General features: G+C 63.3%; 20 protein-coding genes. 10 read left to right on the top strand and 10 right to left on the bottom strand.

Going from position 1 to position 19,134, the window contains the following annotated elements; all coding sequences use genetic code 11:
* Positions 1 to 12 precede the first annotated feature (12 nt).
* From ACGYLC_RS07530 to ACGYLC_RS07490, 9 genes are all read left to right on the top strand, one after another.
* Positions 13 to 885 (top strand): lysophospholipid acyltransferase family protein, encoded by an 873-nt coding sequence (locus ACGYLC_RS07530; RefSeq protein WP_394422402.1) that lies wholly within the window; start codon positions 13 to 15, stop codon positions 883 to 885.
* A 9-nt stretch (positions 886 to 894) separates the two neighbouring features.
* The gene (murI, locus tag ACGYLC_RS07525; RefSeq protein ID WP_394402632.1) at positions 895 to 1,704 is read left to right on the top strand and encodes a glutamate racemase; all 810 of its coding nucleotides are present in this window, start codon (positions 895 to 897) and stop codon (positions 1,702 to 1,704) included.
* A 38-nt stretch (positions 1,705 to 1,742) separates the two neighbouring features.
* Entirely contained in the window at positions 1,743 to 2,771 is a 1,029-nt protein-coding gene (gene argC, locus ACGYLC_RS07520; protein WP_394422401.1) for an N-acetyl-gamma-glutamyl-phosphate reductase, read from the top strand.
* A complete protein-coding gene (gene ccmE, locus ACGYLC_RS07515) occupies positions 2,768 to 3,211 on the top strand; it encodes a cytochrome c maturation protein CcmE (protein WP_394402635.1) in 444 nt (147 codons plus the stop codon). The genes argC and ccmE overlap by 4 nt, the downstream gene beginning before the upstream one ends.
* 83 nt (positions 3,212 to 3,294) lie before the next feature.
* A complete protein-coding gene (locus ACGYLC_RS07510; RefSeq protein WP_394402699.1) occupies positions 3,295 to 3,906 on the top strand; it encodes a holin-associated N-acetylmuramidase in 612 nt (203 codons plus the stop codon).
* Positions 3,897 to 4,472, top strand: a complete 576-nt coding sequence (locus tag ACGYLC_RS07505) for a holin family protein (protein ID WP_394422400.1) — start codon at positions 3,897 to 3,899, stop codon at positions 4,470 to 4,472. The genes ACGYLC_RS07510 and ACGYLC_RS07505 overlap by 10 nt, the downstream gene beginning before the upstream one ends.
* A gap of 74 nt (positions 4,473 to 4,546) precedes the next feature.
* Entirely contained in the window at positions 4,547 to 6,511 is a 1,965-nt protein-coding gene (locus tag ACGYLC_RS07500) for a heme lyase CcmF/NrfE family subunit (protein ID WP_394402639.1), read from the top strand.
* A complete protein-coding gene (locus tag ACGYLC_RS07495; RefSeq protein WP_394422398.1) occupies positions 6,508 to 6,960 on the top strand; it encodes a cytochrome c-type biogenesis protein CcmH in 453 nt (150 codons plus the stop codon). The genes ACGYLC_RS07500 and ACGYLC_RS07495 overlap by 4 nt, the downstream gene beginning before the upstream one ends.
* Before the next feature lie 67 nt (positions 6,961 to 7,027).
* Entirely contained in the window at positions 7,028 to 7,801 is a 774-nt protein-coding gene (locus ACGYLC_RS07490; RefSeq protein ID WP_394422397.1) for an enoyl-CoA hydratase-related protein, read from the top strand.
* Between the two features lie 3 nt (positions 7,802 to 7,804).
* On the opposite strand, the gene ACGYLC_RS07485 is transcribed toward ACGYLC_RS07490, so the two are convergent.
* The 3 genes from ACGYLC_RS07485 to gltX form a co-directional block, all read right to left on the bottom strand.
* On the bottom strand, positions 7,805 to 8,104 hold the full coding sequence (locus ACGYLC_RS07485; protein ID WP_394402643.1) for a hypothetical protein: 300 nt from the start codon (positions 8,102 to 8,104) through the stop codon (positions 7,805 to 7,807).
* Between the two features lie 471 nt (positions 8,105 to 8,575).
* Complete coding sequence (locus ACGYLC_RS07480) at positions 8,576 to 9,871, bottom strand: citrate synthase (protein ID WP_394422396.1); 1,296 nt, start codon at positions 9,869 to 9,871, stop codon at positions 8,576 to 8,578.
* A gap of 114 nt (positions 9,872 to 9,985) precedes the next feature.
* On the bottom strand, positions 9,986 to 11,386 hold the full coding sequence (gene gltX, locus ACGYLC_RS07475; protein ID WP_394422394.1) for a glutamate--tRNA ligase: 1,401 nt from the start codon (positions 11,384 to 11,386) through the stop codon (positions 9,986 to 9,988).
* A gap of 115 nt (positions 11,387 to 11,501) precedes the next feature.
* Between gltX and ACGYLC_RS07470 the strand changes: the two genes are divergently transcribed.
* A complete protein-coding gene (locus ACGYLC_RS07470) occupies positions 11,502 to 13,529 on the top strand; it encodes a ComEC/Rec2 family competence protein (RefSeq protein WP_394422393.1) in 2,028 nt (675 codons plus the stop codon).
* Here ACGYLC_RS07470 and lexA read toward each other — a convergent pair.
* The 7 genes from lexA to ACGYLC_RS07435 all read right to left on the bottom strand — a co-directional run bounded on the left by lexA (position 13,523) and on the right by ACGYLC_RS07435 (position 19,003).
* Positions 13,523 to 14,218, bottom strand: coding sequence for a transcriptional repressor LexA (lexA, locus tag ACGYLC_RS07465; RefSeq protein ID WP_394422391.1), 696 nt, complete (start codon positions 14,216 to 14,218; stop codon positions 13,523 to 13,525). The two genes, ACGYLC_RS07470 and lexA, sit on opposite strands and share 7 nt — an antisense overlap.
* A gap of 72 nt (positions 14,219 to 14,290) precedes the next feature.
* Entirely contained in the window at positions 14,291 to 15,463 is a 1,173-nt protein-coding gene (glp, locus tag ACGYLC_RS07460) for a gephyrin-like molybdotransferase Glp (RefSeq protein WP_394422389.1), read from the bottom strand.
* The gene (gene moaC, locus ACGYLC_RS07455) at positions 15,460 to 15,933 is read right to left on the bottom strand and encodes a cyclic pyranopterin monophosphate synthase MoaC (protein ID WP_394422388.1); all 474 of its coding nucleotides are present in this window, start codon (positions 15,931 to 15,933) and stop codon (positions 15,460 to 15,462) included. Before moaC ends, glp begins: the two co-directional genes overlap by 4 nt.
* Entirely contained in the window at positions 15,933 to 16,745 is an 813-nt protein-coding gene (gene trpC / locus ACGYLC_RS07450; RefSeq protein WP_394422386.1) for an indole-3-glycerol phosphate synthase TrpC, read from the bottom strand. Before trpC ends, moaC begins: the two co-directional genes overlap by 1 nt.
* 7 nt (positions 16,746 to 16,752) lie before the next feature.
* Complete coding sequence (locus tag ACGYLC_RS07445) at positions 16,753 to 17,412, bottom strand: uracil-DNA glycosylase (RefSeq protein WP_394422385.1); 660 nt, start codon at positions 17,410 to 17,412, stop codon at positions 16,753 to 16,755.
* Entirely contained in the window at positions 17,409 to 18,425 is a 1,017-nt protein-coding gene (gene trpD, locus ACGYLC_RS07440; protein ID WP_394422383.1) for an anthranilate phosphoribosyltransferase, read from the bottom strand. The genes ACGYLC_RS07445 and trpD overlap by 4 nt, the downstream gene beginning before the upstream one ends.
* Entirely contained in the window at positions 18,422 to 19,003 is a 582-nt protein-coding gene (locus tag ACGYLC_RS07435) for an anthranilate synthase component II (protein ID WP_394402659.1), read from the bottom strand. Before ACGYLC_RS07435 ends, trpD begins: the two co-directional genes overlap by 4 nt.
* Positions 19,004 to 19,134 lie beyond the last annotated feature (131 nt).

Below are 19,134 nucleotides of genomic sequence, written 5' to 3'. Positions count from 1 at the left end.
TGAGGCCGAGATGTGACCTACGCCCGTGACATAAGCTATGCCCATTCCGCCCGAACCCGGGGCGGAAGGGCGCTCATTCGATTGATGGAAAACACCACGGGCCGCGTTTCCTTGCTAAAACGGGCCGAAGGCTACGAAGACGATCTGGCCGCGGGGCTGGGGTTCTTCGATGCGATGGTGCAGCGCTGTGGTCTGACGCTGGAGGTGATGCGCGGCGCTTTGGCGGATATCCCGACGCGGGGGCCGGTCATTCTGATCGCCAATCACCCATACGGCATTCTGGACGGGCTGATGCTTGGCCATATCCTAAGCCAGACGCGCGGCGATTTTCGGATCATGGCCAATGCAGTTTTCAGCCAAGCGCCCGATCTGGCGCATCATCTGCTGCCCATCAGCTTTGCCGAAGACCGCGCGGCACTGGCGCTGAACCTCGCCACCCGCCGGAACGCGTTGAACTATCTGGCGCAGGGCGGGGCGATTGGCATCTTTCCCGGGGGCACGGTCAGCACCGCCGCGCGGCCCTTTTCGCAGCCAATGGACCCCGGCTGGCGCAGTTTCACGGCGCGGATGATCGCGAAGTCTGACGCCGCGGTGGTGCCGGTCTATTTTGACGGTCACACCAGCCGCTTGTTCCAGATCGCCAGCCACCTGCACGCCAACCTGCGCATGGGGCTGTTGATCAAAGAATTCCGCGCGCGTGTCGATAGCCCCGTGCGCGTAGCCATCGGCGCGCCGATCCCGCGCGCCACGCTCGACCCTCTGGCGGGGGATGCAAAAGCGATGATGGATTTCCTGCGCAAAGCCACCTATGAGTTGTCATCAAGGCCGGGCCAGTATCTGGGTCTCGGCTATGAGTTTGAGGAACGGCATAGAGCCGACAGGTGACGACAGACCATGGCAGTTGGTATTTTCGATTCGGGGCTGGGCGGGCTGACCGTCTGGAACAAGGTGCAAGAACGGCTGCCGGAGGTGGATTTCGTCTACCTCGCCGACAGCGCTCACGCGCCCTACGGCGTGCGCGACGCGGATGACATCTATGAGCTGACCTGCGCCGCCGTGCAGCGGCTCTTCGATGCGGGCTGCGATCTGGTGATCCTCGCCTGCAACACCGCCTCTGCCGCCGCGCTGCGCCGGATGCAGGAGGGGTGGATCCCGCGCGACAAGCGGGTGCTGGGCGTCTTTGTGCCGCTGATTGAGGCGATGACGGAGCGGCAGTGGGGCGACAATTCCCCGCCGCGCGAGGTGGCGGTCAACCATGTGGCGCTCTTCGCCACGCCCGCCACGGTGGCAAGCCGCGCGTTTCAGCGTGAACTGTCCTTCCGCGCCATCGGTGTGGATGTCGAGGCGCAAGCCTGCGGCGGGGTGGTCGATGCCATCGAAGAGGGTGACATGATCCTTGCCGAAGCACTGGTGCGCAGCCATGTCGACGCGCTGAAGCGCAAGATGCCCAACCCCGATGCGGCGATCTTGGGCTGCACCCACTATCCGCTGATGCAGGAAGCCTTTCAGGCGGCCTTGGGCGGGCAGGTCAGGGTCTTCAGTCAGGCCGAATTGGTGGCGGAGTCCTTGGCCGATTACCTCGAGCGGCACCCTGATATGACAGGCAAGGGTGAGGCGGCCTTTCTCACCACCGGTGATCCTGCCCGGGTGAGCGACCGCGCGACGCAGTTCCTGCGACGACAGATCACATTCACCGCCGCCTGAACTCCGATTACATTTCGTTCCGAACAAGGGGACAGACCATGACCCAGAACATCGCCATTCTTGGCGCCTCCGGCTATACCGGGGCAGAACTCATCCGGCTGATCGCTGGCCATTCCTCTATGCAGATCAAGGCTTTGGGCGCGAATTCTAAAGCGGGCCAGTCCATGGCTGAGGTCTTTCCCCATCTGCGTCACCTCGATCTTCCCACATTGGTCACGATCGAAGAGATCGACTTTTCGCAGATCGACCTGTGCTTTTGCGCATTGCCCCATAAGACCAGCCAAGAGGTGATCGCGGCGCTGCCCAAAGACCTGAAGATCGTCGATCTTTCCGCCGACTTCCGCCTGCGCGATCCTGAAGATTATGCCAAGTGGTACGGCAATGAACATGCCGCCCTTGAGCAGCAGAAAGAGGCGGTCTACGGCCTCACCGAATTCTACCGCGAAGAGATTGCCGCCGCGCGGCTGGTGGCGGGGACGGGCTGCAATGCGGCCACGGGGCAGTTTGCCCTGCGCCCGTTGATCGCGGCGGGGGTGATTGATCTGGATGATATCATTTTGGACCTGAAATGCGCCGTTTCCGGTGCGGGGCGGTCGCTCAAGGAAAACCTGCTTCATGCGGAGTTGAGCGAGGGCTATCACGGCTATGCGCTTGGCAGCACACACCGGCATCTGGGGGAGTTCGATCAGGAGTTTTCGGCCCTCGCCGGGCGGCCCGTGCAGGTGCAGTTCACCCCGCATCTGGTGCCTGCGAACCGGGGCATTCTAGCGACCTGCTATGTCAAAGGCGATGCGCGGTCGATCTATGAGACGATGCAAAAAGCCTATGTCGATGAACCCTTTGTCGAGGTGTTGCCCTTTGGCGAAGCGCCCAGCACGCGGCATGTGCGTGGCTCAAACTTCTGTCATATCGGCGTGGTGGCCGACCGTCAGACCGGGCGGGCGACGGTGGTCGCGGCGCTGGATAATCTGACCAAAGGCTCCAGCGGGCAAGCCTTGCAAAACGCGAACCTGATGCTGGGTCTGCCAGAAACCGACGGGCTGATGATGGCCCCGCTCTTCCCATGAAGAGCCTCAAGAAACAGCGCCGGATCCAGATCATCGCCGTGGCGGCGGTGGCCTTGGTCCTGTCGACCGCCTTGATCGGCTATGCGCTGCGCGACGGGATCAACTATTTCCGCGCTCCGAGCCAAGTCATTGCCGAACCGCCGGGCCCATCAGAGGTGTTCCGCATCGGCGGGCTGGTCGAAGAAGGGTCGCTAAAACGCGGGCAGGGCGAGCAGATCAGCTTTGCCGTGACCGATGGCGGGGCTTCTGTTCCGGTGGTTTTCACGGGCGTCTTGCCCGATCTCTTTGAAGAGAACCAAGGCATGGTCGGCACCGGCAGCTATGTCGGCGGCGTGTTCAAAGCCACTGAAATCCTTGCAAAACATGATGAGACCTACATGCCTAAGGAAGTGACGGACGCGCTGAAAGAGCAGGGCGTTTATCGCGAACCCGAGGGCTGACCGCTGCGCGCAACGCGCGGGGGCGTGAGCATCGGTTAACCAATCCGGCGGAGCCTGTTTGCATGCAAAACAGGAGAGCCGCGATGCAGTCCGTGCGTGAGATCGCCAGCGCCATCGTCGCCCGCGAGGGCGGCTTTGTGAATGATCCCGATGATCCCGGCGGGGCGACGAAATACGGGGTGACGATCCATACCATGCGCCGTTTGGGGCTCGACCTGACCGGCGATGGGTCGGTCAACGTGGCGGATGTGTGGCGCCTCAGCCGCGCGCAGGCGGTCGATATCTTTGTCCGGCATTACTTCAACGCGCCGCGTATCGCCGAACTGCCCGCGCCTTTGCAGCCGAGCGTTTTCGACATGTATGTCAACGCTGGCAGCAATGCGGTGAAAATCCTGCAAAACCTGCTGCGCGAGATGGGGCAGGACATCAGTGCCGACGGGGCGATCGGCCCGCAGACAATCCGCGCCGCTCATGCCGCCTGGCAGGTCGCCCCCGATCATCTGGTCGACGCCTACGGCATCGCGCGGCGCAACTATTACTTTCGCCTTGCCGACCGCCGCCCCGCCAGCCGCAAATACGCCCGCAGCCGGGCGGGGGGCAAGGGCGGCTGGATCCGGCGCGCAGAGGAGTTCATCGCACCGCAGTATCACATGAGCGACGCCGATTTCGCACGGAGGGTGGCACAATGGGGCTGATCGAACGTATCTTCACGACGATCTTCGGCGGTGAGCGGAACGTCATCCGCGACACGGTCGAAGTGTTCCGCGAGAATGCCGAGGCCGGGGCGCAGCGCGCCCATGTGGTGCAGGGCCAAGCCATGGCGCAATATGGGGCCGAGTTTGCCCAAGCGCGGCAAGGTGGCTTTGACCGCTTCATGGATGGGGTCAACCGGCTGCCGCGCCCGATGCTGGCGCTCGGCACGCTCGGCCTGTTCGTCACCGCCATGGTCAATCCGCTGTGGTTCGCCGAACGGATGCAGGGGATCGCCTTGGTGCCCGAGCCGCTTTGGTGGTTGTTGGGGGTGATCGTCTCCTTCTATTTTGGGGCGCGGCAGCAGGTGAAATCGCAGGAGTTTCAGCGTGCCATCGTTGGCACCATCACGCGGGTGCCGCAGGTGGTCGAGAATATCGAAGCCTTGCGCGAGATGCGCGCCGATAGCCCTCGGGTGGCCGACACAGGTGCCGACAGCCGTTTGGCCCTCGCCGCGGTCGCACCGTCGGAGAATGCGGCCCTTGAAGCCTGGCGTCGCAGCCGCGCCTGACTGCGACCGATTGACCGTTTTTCACGTTTGATTTGCCATGGCTTAGGGGGCTTCGGCCCCCTATAGTCCGGCCCATGATTACAGAGCTTGGACATTTCGCGCTGGTGCTCGCCTTTGGCGTGGCGCTTGTACAGATGGTGGTGCCGATGTGGGGCGCTTGGCGGGGCCGCGCGGGCTGGATGGCGGTGGCCGAACCGGCGGCGGCGGCGCAATTTATCCTGATCGCCCTGTCCTTTGGCGCGCTGATGTGGGCCTTTGTCACCTCGGACTTCAGCCTGCAACTGGTGGTGGCCAACAGCCATTCCGCTAAGCCGATGCTTTATAAAATCAGCGGTACATGGGGCAATCACGAAGGGTCGATGCTGCTGTGGGTGCTGATTGTGGCGCTCTTCGGGGCGATGGCCGCGTGGTTCGGCGGCAACCTGCCGCCGCGCCTGCGCGCGCGGGTGCTCTCGGTACAGGCGGCGATCGGAGTGGCCTTTCTGGCGTTCATCCTTTTCACCTCGAACCCCTTTCTGCGCATGGGCACGCCGCCCTTTGACGGCCAAGACCTGAACCCGCTCTTGCAAGACCCCGGTTTGGCCTTCCACCCGCCGTTTCTCTATCTCGGCTATGTCGGCCTTAGCATGGCTTTCAGCTTCGCCGTGGCGGCCCTCATCGAGGGGCGCGTGGATGCGGCTTGGGGCCGGTGGGTGCGGCCCTGGACGCTGGCGGCTTGGGTGTTTCTGACCATCGGCATCGCGCTTGGGTCTTGGTGGGCCTATTATGAGCTTGGCTGGGGCGGTTTCTGGTTCTGGGATCCGGTGGAGAACGCCTCCTTCATGCCTTGGCTCTTGGCGGCGGCGCTGTTGCATTCCGCCATTGTGGTCGAGAAGCGCGAGAGCCTCAAAAGCTGGACCATTCTACTCGCCATTCTCGCTTTCGGCTTTTCGCTGATCGGCACTTTTATCGTGCGCTCTGGCCTGCTGACCTCCGTCCATGCCTTTGCCAATGACCCCGAGCGCGGGGTCTTTATTCTGGCCATTCTGGGGATCTTTACCGGCGGGGCGCTGGTGCTCTATTCGCTGCGTGCCTCGGCGCTGGAGGCGAAAGGCGTCTTTGGCCTGCTGAGCCGCGAGACCGCCCTTGTGGTGAACAACCTGCTCCTCGCAGTGGCTTGTTTCGTGGTTTTCGTGGGCACCATGTGGCCGCTGGTGGCCGAGATGTTCCTCGACCGGAAACTCAGCGTCGGCCCGCCGTTCTTTAACGCCGCGTTTACCCCTTTCATGGTAGCGCTCGGGCTGATCCTGCCGATTGGCAGCGCGATGCCATGGAAACGCGCCAAGATTATGCGCGCGCTCTACCCGCTGCGCTATGCCTTCCTGCTGGCGCTGGCGCTTGGGGGGCTGGCCTTTGCCGTGCAGACCGGGCGCGGCCTGCTGGGGCCTGTGGGCCTGTTCCTCGGGGCGTGGCTGGTGATGGGCACGGTGGTCGATGTGATGCAGCGCCTTGGGCGCGGTCCGGGCAAGCTGCGCCGTCTGCGCCGTCTGCCGCGTGCGGATTGGGGCAAGGCCACCGCGCATGGCGGGCTGGGCGTCACCATGGCCGGAATCGCGGGGCTGATGGCCTGGGCCGTGGATGACATCCGCGTGGCCCGGATCGACGCGCCCTTTGACGTGGGCAGCTACACGCTGACCCTGCGGGACGTAAGCGAGGTTCGGGGGCCGAACTACCTCAGCACCATGGCCGAGATTACGTTGGCGCAGGACGGCAAGCTGATCTCGACCCTGCGACCTGAAAAGCGGTTCTACCCCGTGGCGCAGATGCCCACGACCGAAGCGGCGATCGACTATAACCTCGCGCGCGATGTCTATGTGGTGATCGGCGATGCGCAGGACGGCGGCGGTTGGGCCGTGCGGACCTATATTAAGCCGATGACCAATTGGATTTGGATCGGCTGCGCGCTCATGGCGCTTGGCGGGGTGCTGAGCCTCAGCGACCGGCGCTTCCGGGTCGCGGCGGGTGCGCGCAAGCAGCCGGCGGGGGTGCCTGCGGAATGAAACGGCTGCTGCTGATCCTTACGCTGCTCGCCAGCCCCCTCTGGGCAGTGCAGCCTGACGAAGTGCTCGACGATCCCGCGCTGGAAGCCCGCGCGCGGGAGTTGAGCCAGGGTCTGCGCTGCCTCGTTTGCCGGAACGAGAGCATTGACGAGAGCAACGCGAGCCTTGCGCGCGATCTGCGCATCTTGCTGCGCGAGCGGCTGGTGGCGGGCGACAGCGACGCAGAGGCGGTGGATTTCATCGTCGACCGATACGGTGAATATGTGCTGCTGAACCCGCAGGCGACCGGGGCCAATTGGCTGCTTTGGGGGGCAGGGCCGCTGATGCTCTTGCTGGCCGGGGGGCTGGGCGTGATCTATCTGCGTGGTCGCGCCCGCAGCAAAACCCCAAGCGAGGCGCCCCTCTCGGCAGAGGAAGAAACCCGCCTGCGCGATATTCTCGACCGCTGACGCCCCGTTGCACTGGCAGCGGCACATTGCTTTGATATGCTGCGGCCAAGCAATCGAGGATAGCAAGATGGACTATGAAACGATCACCTATGCGCTGACCGACGGTGTCGCGCTGATCACGCTGAACCGCGCCGATAAGATGAACGCGCTCACCACACAAATGCGGGCGGAGCTGACCCATGCGGTGACCGAAGGCGGGCGCGCGGCGCGGGTCGTGGTTCTGACGGGAGCGGGGCGTGCCTTTTGCTCGGGCCAAGACTTGGCCGACCGGGCGGGCGGCGTGGCCGATCTGGAGAAAACCCTGCGCGAAGAATACGCGCCGCTGCTGCGCGCCATCATCAGCTGCCCGGTGCCGACCATCGCCGCCGTGAACGGCCCGGCGGCGGGGGCAGGGGCGAATATCGCGCTGGCCGCCGATGTCGTCTTTGCCAGCGAGAGCGCCTATTTCATGCAGGCCTTCACCCGCATTGGCCTGATCCCCGACGCGGGCGGCACCTATGCGCTGCCGCGGCAGATGGGCATGGCCAAGGCGATGGGGGCGGCCCTCTTTGCCGATAAGATCACCGCGCGGCAGGCCGATGATTGGGGCATGATCTGGCAGGCGGTGCCGGATGCGGAATTCGATGCCCATTGGCGTGCCAAGGCCGCGCAACTGGCGGCGGGCCCGACGGCGGCCTATGCCGAAGCGAAAAAGGCGATCCGCGCCTCTTGGGACAATGGGTTGGAAGATCAACTCTCGCTCGAGGCTGAAGCGCAGGGCCGCTGCGGCAAGTCGCAGGACTTTGCCGAGGGGGTGAGCGCCTTTACCCAAAAACGCAGCCCCAAGTTTCAGGGGCGCTGAGCGCTAGCAGCTCCGCTCGACCAGCAGCACGTCACTCGCCGAAGGCGCCGGGCCATTGGCCCGCGCCACCACCGCCACGGCGACCCCATCCGCCAGAACCGTATGAACCGAGTTCGAGACCTGCGCGATGGTGATGCGCGGCGGGGTCTGGCCCTTGTCATAGACCACGGCGATCTGATCGCAATCATGCAACGTGTCGGGGACAAGCGCGCCCTGCGGGCCGGGGATGTTCTCGGTCTTTGCGGGCGTCAAGCCGGTGGCACAGTCCCAGCGAAGCCCTTTGGTCCGGTTCGTTGCGGTCATCCTGCTTTCCCTCGTCGCGGCCCGACTGCACTGCTGGGCGTCTGCAATGGGATGGACGCCAACCGCACCGCGAAAGAGCGAACCCCTTCGGCAGTGCCGCAATGATGCCCGTCCCACCCCGAAAGGACATCTTGAAAAAAAGCTACCGTCGCGGGGGGAAACCCGTCAAGCGGGTCGGGCAGATTGTCACGCAGCCCGAAACAGTGCCGTAATTTGGCCGTAATTTCCGCCTCGGTGTTTCGCGTCCGGCAAAACGCTTGGAAACATTAATGGAATTTCCGGGGCATTGCTCACACCGCAAGAGAGGGAAGCAAGTTTCGCGATTCGCGCGGGCGGACTCAGTCCCTCCACTGGCGGCGCCATTGTTGCCCTAGGGTCAACGACCTCAATCATAGGTATTGTCGGGAACGGCGGGAGAAACGCGAAACGCCCCGGAAATCCGGGGCGTTTGCAAAGTCATCGAAAGCCGGTTCAGCGGTCCTCGATATCGACGTAATCGCGCTTGTCCTCGCCGAGGTAGAGCTGACGCGGGCGGCCGATTTTGAGCTGCGGATCGCTGATCTGCTCTTTCCATTGTGAGATCCAGCCCACGGTTCGCGCCAGTGCGAAGATCGGGGTGAACATCGACGTGGGAAAGCCCATCGCTTCGAGGATGATGCCGGAATAGAAATCCACGTTCGGGAAAAGCTTCTTCTCCGCGAAATACGGATCTTCAAGCGCGGCTTTCTCCAATTCCTTGGCAACCTGAAGGATCGGGTTGTTCTCCACGCCGAGCAGTTCGAGAACCTCGTCGGCGCTTTCCTTCATCACGGTCGCGCGGGGGTCGTGGTTCTTGTAAACGCGGTGGCCAAAGCCCATCAGACGGAAGGGGTCGTTCTTGTCCTTGGCGCGGGCGATGAACTCTGGGATGCGATCGGGCGTGCCGATTTCCTTGAGCATCTCAAGGCAGGCTTGGTTCGCGCCACCATGCGCCGGACCCCAGAGACAGGCGATGCCAGCGGCGATACAGGCGAAGGGGTTCGCACCGGAAGACGATGCCAAACGCACGGTCGAGGTCGAGGCGTTCTGCTCGTGGTCGGCGTGTAGGGTAAAGATCCGGTCCATCGCGCGGCTGAGGATCGGGTTGACCTCATGCTCTTCGGCGGGAACGGCAAAGCACATGCGCAGGAAGTTCGACGCATAGTCAAGGTCGTTGCGCGGATAGATGAAAGGCTGGCCGATGGTGTATTTATAGGCCATCGCCGCGATCGTCGGCATCTTGGCGATCAGGCGGATCGTGGCGACCTCACGCTGGTGCTCGTCGTTGATGTCGGTGCTGTCGTGATAGAAGGCCGACATTGCGCCAACCACGCCCACCATGATGGCCATCGGATGCGCATCACGGCGGAAGCCGCGGAAGAAGTTCATCATCTGCTCGTGCAGCATGGTGTGGTTGGTCACCAGACACTCGAAATCTTCCAGCGCCTTGGGGGAGGGCAGCTCACCGTAAAGCAGCAGGTAGCAGACTTCGAGGTAATGCGACTTCGAGGCCAGTTGCTCGATCGGGTAGCCGCGGTGCAGCAGCACGCCCTTGTCGCCGTCGATGAAAGTGATCGTGCTGTCGCAAGCCGCGGTCGAGGTGAAGCCCGGGTCGTAGGTAAAGACACCTGCCTGCGCATAGAGCTTGCGGATATCGACGACATCGGGCCCGTCGGTGGGGCTGTGAATCGGCAGATCGAAGCTCCGATCGTCGATCGTCAGCGTTGCGGTTTTATTGTTATTGGTCATGAAATCCCTTCCCGAATGTAGGCTGCGGAGATGCCCCCGCCGTCTGGGCCTAGCCCCAAATGGGGCTGTCCCGTTCAGTTATACCTGCCGCCCAAAGAAGTGGTGAACCAAAACTTAGGCCGCGGCGTCCGTCAGTCGGGCAAGGGTCTCATCGCGCCCCAGCACCAACATCATGTCAAAAACCGATGGGGTGACTGCCCTGCCAGCCAAGGCCGCCCGAAGCGGCCCCGCCAGCTTGCCAAATTTGGTGTCATGCGCGGCAGCAAAGCCGTTCAGTACCTCCTCCAGCGTTTCTTTGTCCCAGCTAGCATTTTGCAATTGCGGCGTCAATTCCGACAGTATGCCACGGGATACCGAATCGAGATTCTTTGCCGCTTTCTCATCCGGGGTGATCGGGCGCTCGGCCAAGACAAAGGCCGCTTTTTCAAGCAGTTCAGGGAATTTCTTCGCGCGATCTTTCAGGCAGTACATGGCCCGTTCCAAACCCTCGGCCTGACCTTCGGTCAGCGTGGGCTCTCCTGCTGCTTCAAGATAGGTTTCGATCTCGCGCCGCAGCGCGGCATCATCGGCCTGCGCGATATGCTGACCGCAGAGGTTTTCCAGCTTTTTAAGGTCAAACTGCGCGGGGCTTTTGCGGATGCCGTCCAGATCGAACCATTCCTGCGCCTGTGCATCGGTGAAGAATTCGTCATCCCCATGGCTCCAGCCAAGGCGGGCGAGGTAGTTGCGCATGCCCGCTGCGGGATAGCCCATCACCTGATATTCCTGCGCGCCCAAGGCGCCGTGGCGTTTCGACAGCTTCTTGCCATCCGCGCCGTGAATCAGCGGGATATGCGCCCAGACCGGCACGTCCCAGCCCATCGCCTCATAGATCATCATCTGGCGGGCGGCATTGTTGAGGTGATCGTCGCCGCGCACCACATGGGTCACGCCCATATCGTGATCGTCCACCACCACGGCCAGCATATAGACCGGCGTGCCGTCCGAGCGCAGCAGGATCATATCGTCAAGCTGGTCGTTGCGGATGGTGACATCGCCTTGCACCTGATCGCGGATCACGGTGGTGCCTTCCAGCGGGGCCTTGATGCGGATGACGTAAGGCGCATCCGGATGGCTTGCCGGATCGGCGTCGCGCCACGGGGAGCGGTAGAGCGTGCTGCGCCCTTCGGCCTTGGCGGCCTCCCGGTAGGCGGTGATTTCTTCTTGGCTGGCAAAGCACTTATAGGCTTTTCCTGAGGCCAGCAGTTCCTGCGCGACTTCGGCGTGGCGCGATGCATTCTCGAACTGGCTGACGATTTCGCCATCGTGGTCAAGACCGAGCCACGACATGCCCTGCAGAATCGCCGCGGTCGCTTCGGGGGTGGAACGGGCGCGGTCGGTGTCTTCGATGCGCAGCAGGAATTTACCCCCCCGGCCACGGGCATAGAGCCAGTTGAACAGGGCGGTCCGCGCCCCGCCGATATGCAGGAACCCGGTGGGAGACGGGGCGAAACGGGTCACAACAGGGGCGTTCATGGCGGCGGGCCTTTCGGTCAGAGATATGGTGTTTGGAGCGGCGTTTACCAATTGGTAACCATCCCGGTCCTAGGATTTGACGCCTGTCTACCCAGTGCGATCCGCGGGGGCAAGCATGGGCCTTTGGAACCAGTTTAGCGCCGTGATGCTCCGCCAGCGCGGGCATCTGTTTTGCTGGGTGCCGGTCTGCCTCGCCTTGGGGATCGGCTGGTATTTTTCGCTGCGGGCGGAGCCTTCGGGGGCGATGCTGGCTGCGGTGGCATGTCTCGTGGTCGCGCTGGCGGTCGTCGCGCGGGCGCTGCCCGAGGCGACGGCCCCCTTTGCGGTCGGCGCGGCTTTGGTCCTGCTGGGAGTGTTGCTGGCGGCGTTTCGGGCGCATTCGGTCGCGGCCCCGGTTCTCGGCTGGCGCTACTATGGCCCGGTCGAGGGGCGTGTCGTGGCGCTTGACCGTAGCCAATCCGACGCGCCGCGCGTGACGCTCGATCAGGTGCGGTTGGACCGGGTGCCGCCCGCGCGCACGCCGCCCCGGGTTCGCGTCTCACTCCATTCGACGCTTCCCGGTGCAATTGCCCCGCGCCCCGGCATGCAGGTGATGACCACGGCGCATCTGTCGCCCCCCGCAGGCCCGGTCGAGCCGGGCGGTTTCGATTTTCAGCGCCATGCGTGGTTTGCCGAGTTGGGCGCGGTGGGCTACACCCGCGTGCCGCTCTTGGGGATGGCGGAGCCTGTGGGAGGAGGCATCGCGCTGTTCCTGTTCCGGCTGCGCATGGCCGCCTCCGCGCGGGTGCGCGCCCATCTTCCCGGCGATATCGGAGGTTTCGCCGCTGCCATCACCACTGGCGACCGCAGCGCGATTTCGCAAGACGCCTTGCAGGATCTGCGCAGCAGCAATCTGGCCCATCTTTTGGCAATCTCGGGCCTGCATATGGGGTTGCTCAGCGGCGTCGTCTTCGGCGCGGCGCGCCTGTGTCTCGCGTTGCATCCGGTGACCGCCACCCGTTGGCCCAGCCGAAGCATCGCCGCCGGGGCTGCCCTGATCGCCGCCACCGGATACCTCGCGCTCTCGGGCGGAAATGTCGCGACCGAGCGGGCCTATATCATGTGCGCCGTTGCACTATGCGCCCTGATGATCGGGCGGCGGGCGATCTCTCTGCGTGCCGTCGCCATCGCAGGCATCATCGTGCTGACCCTACGGCCTGAGGCGCTGATGGGGCCGGGGTTTCAGATGTCATTCGCCGCGACCACGGCGCTCGTCGCCGTTTTTGGTTGGATCCGCGATTTCGAAGGTGAGGTCATTCCCAAACGCCTCCGCCCCGTTGCCGCGGTGGTGATCTCTTCGGCTGTTGCGGGGCTTGCCACCGCGCCCATATCCGCCGCGCATTTCAATACGATCGCGCATTACGGATTGGTGGCGAACCTGCTCTCGGTCCCCTTGATGGGGGTCTTGGTCATTCCCGCCGCCGTGCTCGCGGCGATCCTTGCACCCTTCGGCGGTGAAGGGATACCGCTTTGGGCGATGGGTCTCGGCCTTGAGTGGATCCTATTGGTCGCGGATGTGGTGGCGCATCTCCCCGGCGCGCGCAGCTTCGTGCCGGGGCCGGGGGGCTGGGTGTTGCCGCTCCTGTCGCTCGGGTTTCTTTGGGTCGTCCTGTGGGAAGGCCATCTGCGCTGGCTTGGCTTGCCCGCGATCTTGCTGTCTTTCACCCTCTGGCAAGACACCACACGCCCTGACGTGCTTGTTGCCGACACGGGCACGCTCGTGGGTGTCATGACCCCGGGGGGCAGGGCGCTCAGCAAAGACAAAGCCGCGGGTTTCGTCGCGAGCAATTGGTTGGAGAATGACGGCGATGGCGCGGATCAGGCCGTGGCCGCGCAAAGATGGGCGGACCAAAGAGCAGGTATCATCCATCTATCCGGAAAACGGGCGGTCGCCACCTTCAGCGGCTGCCAACCCAAGGAGATCGTGATCGCCTCCGCCGAGATTCAGACCGCCCGAAATTGGGCATGCCAGGTCTACGATTCCAAGCGCTTGCGTGAGACCGGCGCGATCGCCCTCAACAAATCGCCCAACGGTTGGCAAGTCACCACCGCGAAAGACCGCGCCGGGACGCGCTTGTGGAACAGCCGCCCGCCGCGTCAGTAGGTGCGGATCAACCCAACAAGACGCCCCTGAACCTTCACCTTGTCCGAGGGCAGCACCCGCGTTTCATAGGCAGCATTGGCGGCTTCCAGAGCCACGGAAGACCCCTGTCTGCGGAAACGTTTCAGCGTGGCCTCTTGATCCTCGACCAAGGCCACCACGATATCGCCATTGTCGGCGACGGAGGTTTCGCGGATCACCACGATATCGCCATCGTTGATACCCGCCTCGATCATCGAGTCGCCGCGCACTTCGAGGGCGTAATGCTCCCCCTGACCGGCGATCATCCCGCCGGGCACCGTGACGCTATGGGAAACTTGCGAGATGGCCTCGATCGGGACACCGGCAGCGATCCGACCCATCACCGGCACATCAAACGCGTGATGCGCGGTGACCGGTTGCGCCGAGGGCGGAGGCGGGGCGTCGGGCCGGTCCCCGTCAATCACGCGGGGGGCAAAACCGGGCGCACCGCCGAGGCTCTCGGGCAGTTTAACCACTTCGATCGCACGCGCACGGTGGGCAAGGCGCCGGATGAAACCGCGCTCCTCCAATGCTGTGATCAGCCGATGGATGCCGGATTTCGACCGCAAGTCGAGCGCCAATTTCATTTCATCAAAGCTGGGCGGCACGCCGTCGCGCTGGACGCGTTGGTGGATGAAAGAAAGCAGATCGAGTTGTTTTTTGGTCAGCATCGCGCAGCCCCTGAAGGTTTTATTGCTTTTGTTCTAGGGATGTTCTTGTTTTGTGTCAACCGTGGGTTGGCTCTAAATCAAGATGTACTTTTGCAAATCGCCCCCCTTACGGGCCGGTTCACCAGGAGGGCGGATCATCAGCGCATCGGCCTGCGCCAGCACGGAGAGAAGAGACGAATCCTGCCGATCATCCGGATAGAGCGCGCCATCGCGGAGATGAGCACGCATGTAATGCGCGCGCGGCCCATTCGGGCCAATCTCGCGTCCAAGGGGGGCTTCGCGCATGGCAGCATGGACTTCGGTCAGCCCAAGCATCCGCCGGAGCATCGGCAACACGAAGATCGCACCGCAAACCATTGCAGAAACGGGGTTTCCCGGCAATCCGATCATTGCGGAATTGCCGATCTTGCCTGCCATCAACGGCTTGCCGGGGCGCATCGCGACCTTGTAAAAAGCCTGCTCCATGCCAAGCTCAGCCGCGACCGGCGCGATAAGGTCATGATCGCCCACCGAGGCGCCGCCGATGGTTACGATCAAATCCGCACCCCGGGCTAGGGCGAAGGCCTGTTTGAGCGAGGCTGTCGTGTCCCGCGCGATGGGCAGCATGCGCACTTCGGCGCCGGCGTCATCGAACATGGCGGCGAGGCCATAGCTGTTGGAGGCGATGATCTGGTCGGGGCCGGGGCTGTCACCCGGTTGCACCAATTCATCCCCTGTGGCGAGGATCGCGATGATAGGTTTGCGGGTGACGGGCACCCGTGCCACGTTCATCGCGGCGAGCAGGGCGACATCGGCGGGGCGCAGAATGCGCGGGGCGCTCAGTTCTTTGCCTTCGGTGAAGTCTCCGCCAGCAGGGCGAATATTGTCTTTATAGTCAATACGATGGCCGAGAGTGATAAGGTCGCCGCGGCGGGTCACATCCTCTTGAATCACCACGAAATCGGACCCTTCGGGCACCGGCGCGCCGGTGAAAATGCGCACGGCCTGTCCCGCCCGCAACGTGCCTGCGTAGGCGTGACCCGCCGCCGCTTCGCCGACGACTTTGAACATCGCATCGGGTTCAACCTCGGCACGGCGCAGGGCATAGCCGTCCATTGATGAAGCGGCGAAAGGCGGTTGGCTGCGCTGCGCGCGCACGGGCTGCGACAAGATACGGCCATGGGCGGCCCGCAAGCCGACTTCTTCGGTTTCCAGAGGGGCAACGAGGTTCAGGACGGCTTCCAAAGCCGCTTCGACGCTGATCATGTCGCCTCGTAACGGCCTGATTTACCGCCATCTTTCAGAACGACCCGCGTGCCGCCAATCTCCATCGCCTTATCCACCGCTTTGGCCATGTCATAGACGGTGAGGGCGGAGACAGAGGCCGCAGTAAGGGCCTCCATCTCAACCCCGGTTTGACCGGTGGTTTTGACGGTGGCGAGAATGCGGATGCCGGGCAGGGCGGGATCGGGGGTCAGATCGACGCTGACCTTGGTGATCGGCAAAGGATGGCAAAGCGGGATCAGGTCCGCCGTGCGTTTGGCCGCCATGATCCCGGCGAGCCTCGCGACCCCCAAGACGTCGCCCTTCTTGGCGCGACCTTCAGTAATGATATCAAGCGTTTCCGGTGCCATCTTAATGTGGCTTTCGGCCTTGGCAACGCGTGAAGTCACGGCCTTCTCCGAAACATCGACCATATGGGCGTCGCCCTCGGCGTCGAAATGGGTGAGCGCCATTACATCCCTCCGGGAACGAGCGGGTTTGCCAGCAGATCGCGGGTGGCCTGTTCGACATCTTCCTGCCGCATCAGGCTTTCGCCGATAAGGAAGCAGCGCGCGCCGTAGACCGCCATATCGGCAAGATCCGCGGGGGTGTAGAGGCCGGATTCACAGACCAGCATACGGTCGTGGGGGACGGCCTCGGACAGGTGACGTGTCACATCAAGAGAGGTCTCGAAAGTATTGAGATTGCGGTTATTAATGCCGATCATGCGGCTTTTGAGCTTCTCGGCCCGGGCCAGTTCCTCGGCGTCATGAACCTCGATCAGCGCGTCCATGCCCCATTCATCTGCGGCTTGTTCAAGTTCCGCGGCCTGCGCGTCAGAGACGGAGGCCATGATGATCAGGATGCAGTCGGCACCAAGGCTGCGCGCTTCGGCGACCTGATAGGGGTCGTAGAGGAAATCCTTGCGCAGTACCGGGAGATCGCATTCGGCGCGCGCTTCGACCAAGAACTCCTTCGCGCCCTGAAAACTCGGGGTGTCGGTAAGCACCGACAGGCAGGTCGCGCCACCTGCGGCATAGGCGCGGGCGAGGGTGGCGGGTTTGAAATCTTCGCGGATCAAACCTTTGGAAGGGCTCGCCTTTTTGATCTCAGCGATCAGGCCATAGCCTTCGCGGGAGGCCTTGTGCAAGCTCTGAGCGAAGGGGCGGACCGGTGGGGCGGCGCGGGCTGCGGCCTCGACCTCTGCCTGCGATTTTTCGGCCTTGGCCGCGGCGATTTCGTCCAGCTTATAGGCTTTGATTTTTTCAAGAATTGTGGCGGTCATGGCATCCTCACGGCTTTGTCCAATGTATGCCGGGCTTGCCTTGGCCCTGCAACCAGTCATTCACGCGGCTGAAGGGGCGTGAGCCGAAGAAGCCGCGCCTTGCCGACAGCGGTGAGGGGTGCGGCGTCTCAATCTTAAGGTTGCGCGCCGGGTCGACTTCTGCTGCCGCCTTTTGCGCATGCGCCCCCCAAAGCAGGTAGGCGCGGGGGCGATCAGACAGCCGGGCGAGCACCTGAGCGGTCAATCTTTGCCATCCGAGCCGCGCATGGCCATTCGCACAACCCGCCGGAACGGTCAGCACGTTGTTGAGCAGCAGAACCCCTTGATCGGCCCAGAACCGCAGGTCTGGGTCTTGAGGTGATGCACCAAGATCGGCGTCTAACTCCTTGAAGATATTGCCAAGAGAGCGGGGAATGGGGCGCACATCCGGTTCGGCAGAGAAGGCATAGCCATGTGCGTGGCCGGGTGTCGGATAGGGGTCTTGGCCAAGGATCACAACCTCCACAGCCGAGGGTTGCACATGCTCAAGGGCGGCAAATATCTGCGGGCCGGGCGGTAGGATCAGCCTCGTTTCCGCAGCAAGTTGCTCGGCGATACGCGGCCAATCCTCGGCGAAAAAGGGCAGCTCGGCCCATGACCCGAGGGCAGTGAGGCTGGGTGGCGTCATGCCGACTGGCTGATCCGCGCCACCTTTTCGATCCGGTCACGGGCCGCGCCGCTGTCGATGCTTTCGCGGGCCATCTCGACACCGGTTTTCAGATCGGGCGCCACATCGGCCACCACCAAGGCGGAGGCCGCGTTCAGCAGCACCGCATCGCGGTAACCTGAGGGAACCCCGTCGAGAAGCGCTTTGAAATGTTTGGTGTTTTCGGCGGGCTCGCCCCCGGCGATTGCCTCGAACGGATGGACCGGCAGGCCCGCATCCTCGGGGTGCAATTCGCGCAGGTTAACGACACCGTCTTCCAGTGCTGCGACCCAGCTGACGCCGGTGATGGTCAACTCATCCGTGCCGTCCGAGCCGTGCACGAGCCATGCTTTTTCCGAACCAAGTTGTTTCAGCGTCAGCGCCATCGGTTCGATCAGCTGGCGCGTATAGGCGCCGGTCAACTGCCGTTTGACCCCTGCCGGATTGGTCAGCGGGCCAAGGATGTTAAAGATCGTGCGGGTGCCAAGTTCGGACCGGGTCGGCATGACATGGGCGACGGCGGGGTGATGCATGGGCGCCATCATGAAACCGATGCCAGCTTCGGCCAATTCACGCTCGACCACCGAAGGGCCGACCATGACGTTGATCCCCAATTGCGACAGCGCGTCGGAAGCACCCGATTTCGAGCTGAGGTTGCGGTTGCCATGTTTCGCCACGACAGCGCCCGCGCCTGCAGCCACGAAGGCGGCGGCGGTCGAGATGTTCAGCGTGCCCTTGCCGTCACCGCCGGTGCCGACGATGTCGATCGCGCCTTCGGGCGCATGGACAGGGTTGCATTTGCTGCGCATGACCTGTGCCGCGGCGGCATATTCGGTGACCGTTTCGCCGCGCGTGCGCAGCGCCATGAGGAAGCCGCCGATCTGGCTTGGGGTCGCTTCGCCCTCGAACAGAATTTCAAAGGCCTCAATGGCCTGATCCGAGGACAGCGGCCCGTTCGCGGCGGCATCGAGCAGGGGTTTCAGCGCGCTACTCATGCCGGGACCTTCATCTCGTTCAAAAAGTTTTGCAGCAGGGCGTGGCCATGCTCGGACCGGATCGATTCCGGGTGGAATTGCACGCCGTGTAGCGGCAACTCGCGGTGTTGCAGCCCCATAATCGTGCCGTCCTCAAGCGCTGCGGTGATCTCAAGGCAATCGGGCAGGCTCGCGCGTTCGACCACCAGCGAGTGATAGCGCGTGGCCCCAAAGGGCGAGGGCAGCCCCGCGAAAACCCCGCGCCCGTCGTGCTGCATCTGCCCCAATTTGCCATGCACGATATCATCCGCGCGCACGACCTTACCGCCGAAGGCTTGGCCCAGCGTCTGATGGCCAAGGCAGACCCCCAGAAGCGGCACGCGCGCGGCGGCGGCGGCATGGGTCAGCTCTAGGCAAATTCCCGCTTGGTCAGGGTCACAGGGGCCGGGAGACAGCAGGATACCGGCGGGGTTCATCGCCATCGCTTCGCCCACGCTGAGCGCATCGTTGCGGTGCACCTGCACATCCGCCCCGAGGCTGCCCAGATAGTGGACTAAGTTATAGGTAAAGCTGTCGTAGTTATCGATGAGCAGCAGCACAGGCAGGCATTTCTTTGTATTAGGACTGGAGAAACCGCGCCGGAGCGCGGTATAGGTTTTCGCATACATGTTCAGGCTTGAACCCCATCGTCAAGAGTTTGGGGCAAGCCAATTGAGGGGAACGCCGGGCT

The sequence above is a fragment of the Sulfitobacter sp. 1A12157 genome (assembly GCF_043557345.1).
Classification (GTDB): Bacteria; Pseudomonadota; Alphaproteobacteria; order Rhodobacterales; family Rhodobacteraceae; genus Sulfitobacter.
Note: the sequence above shows the minus strand (reverse complement) of the source record. Positions and strands in the feature narration are given on the sequence as shown.

Bases quoted from the DNA above. Each gene is read 5' to 3' on its own strand.
- murI (WP_394402632.1), top strand. From the start codon at position 895: ATGGCAGTTGGTATTTTCGATTCGGGGCTGGGCGGGCTGACCGTCTGG.
- argC (WP_394422401.1), top strand. From the start codon at position 1,743: ATGACCCAGAACATCGCCATTCTTGGCGCCTCCGGCTATACCGGGGCA.
- ccmE (WP_394402635.1), top strand. From the start codon at position 2,768: ATGAAGAGCCTCAAGAAACAGCGCCGGATCCAGATCATCGCCGTGGCG.
- ACGYLC_RS07510 (WP_394402699.1), top strand. From the start codon at position 3,295: ATGCAGTCCGTGCGTGAGATCGCCAGCGCCATCGTCGCCCGCGAGGGC.
- ACGYLC_RS07505 (WP_394422400.1), top strand. From the start codon at position 3,897: ATGGGGCTGATCGAACGTATCTTCACGACGATCTTCGGCGGTGAGCGG.
- ACGYLC_RS07500 (WP_394402639.1), top strand. From the start codon at position 4,547: ATGATTACAGAGCTTGGACATTTCGCGCTGGTGCTCGCCTTTGGCGTG.
- ACGYLC_RS07495 (WP_394422398.1), top strand. From the start codon at position 6,508: ATGAAACGGCTGCTGCTGATCCTTACGCTGCTCGCCAGCCCCCTCTGG.
- ACGYLC_RS07490 (WP_394422397.1), top strand. From the start codon at position 7,028: ATGGACTATGAAACGATCACCTATGCGCTGACCGACGGTGTCGCGCTG.
- ACGYLC_RS07485 (WP_394402643.1), bottom strand. From the start codon at position 8,104: ATGACCGCAACGAACCGGACCAAAGGGCTTCGCTGGGACTGTGCCACC.
- ACGYLC_RS07480 (WP_394422396.1), bottom strand. From the start codon at position 9,871: ATGACCAATAACAATAAAACCGCAACGCTGACGATCGACGATCGGAGC.
- gltX (WP_394422394.1), bottom strand. From the start codon at position 11,386: ATGAACGCCCCTGTTGTGACCCGTTTCGCCCCGTCTCCCACCGGGTTC.
- ACGYLC_RS07470 (WP_394422393.1), top strand. From the start codon at position 11,502: ATGGGCCTTTGGAACCAGTTTAGCGCCGTGATGCTCCGCCAGCGCGGG.
- lexA (WP_394422391.1), bottom strand. From the start codon at position 14,218: ATGCTGACCAAAAAACAACTCGATCTGCTTTCTTTCATCCACCAACGC.
- glp (WP_394422389.1), bottom strand. From the start codon at position 15,463: ATGATCAGCGTCGAAGCGGCTTTGGAAGCCGTCCTGAACCTCGTTGCC.
- moaC (WP_394422388.1), bottom strand. From the start codon at position 15,933: ATGGCGCTCACCCATTTCGACGCCGAGGGCGACGCCCATATGGTCGAT.
- trpC (WP_394422386.1), bottom strand. From the start codon at position 16,745: ATGACCGCCACAATTCTTGAAAAAATCAAAGCCTATAAGCTGGACGAA.
- ACGYLC_RS07445 (WP_394422385.1), bottom strand. From the start codon at position 17,412: ATGACGCCACCCAGCCTCACTGCCCTCGGGTCATGGGCCGAGCTGCCC.
- trpD (WP_394422383.1), bottom strand. From the start codon at position 18,425: ATGAGTAGCGCGCTGAAACCCCTGCTCGATGCCGCCGCGAACGGGCCG.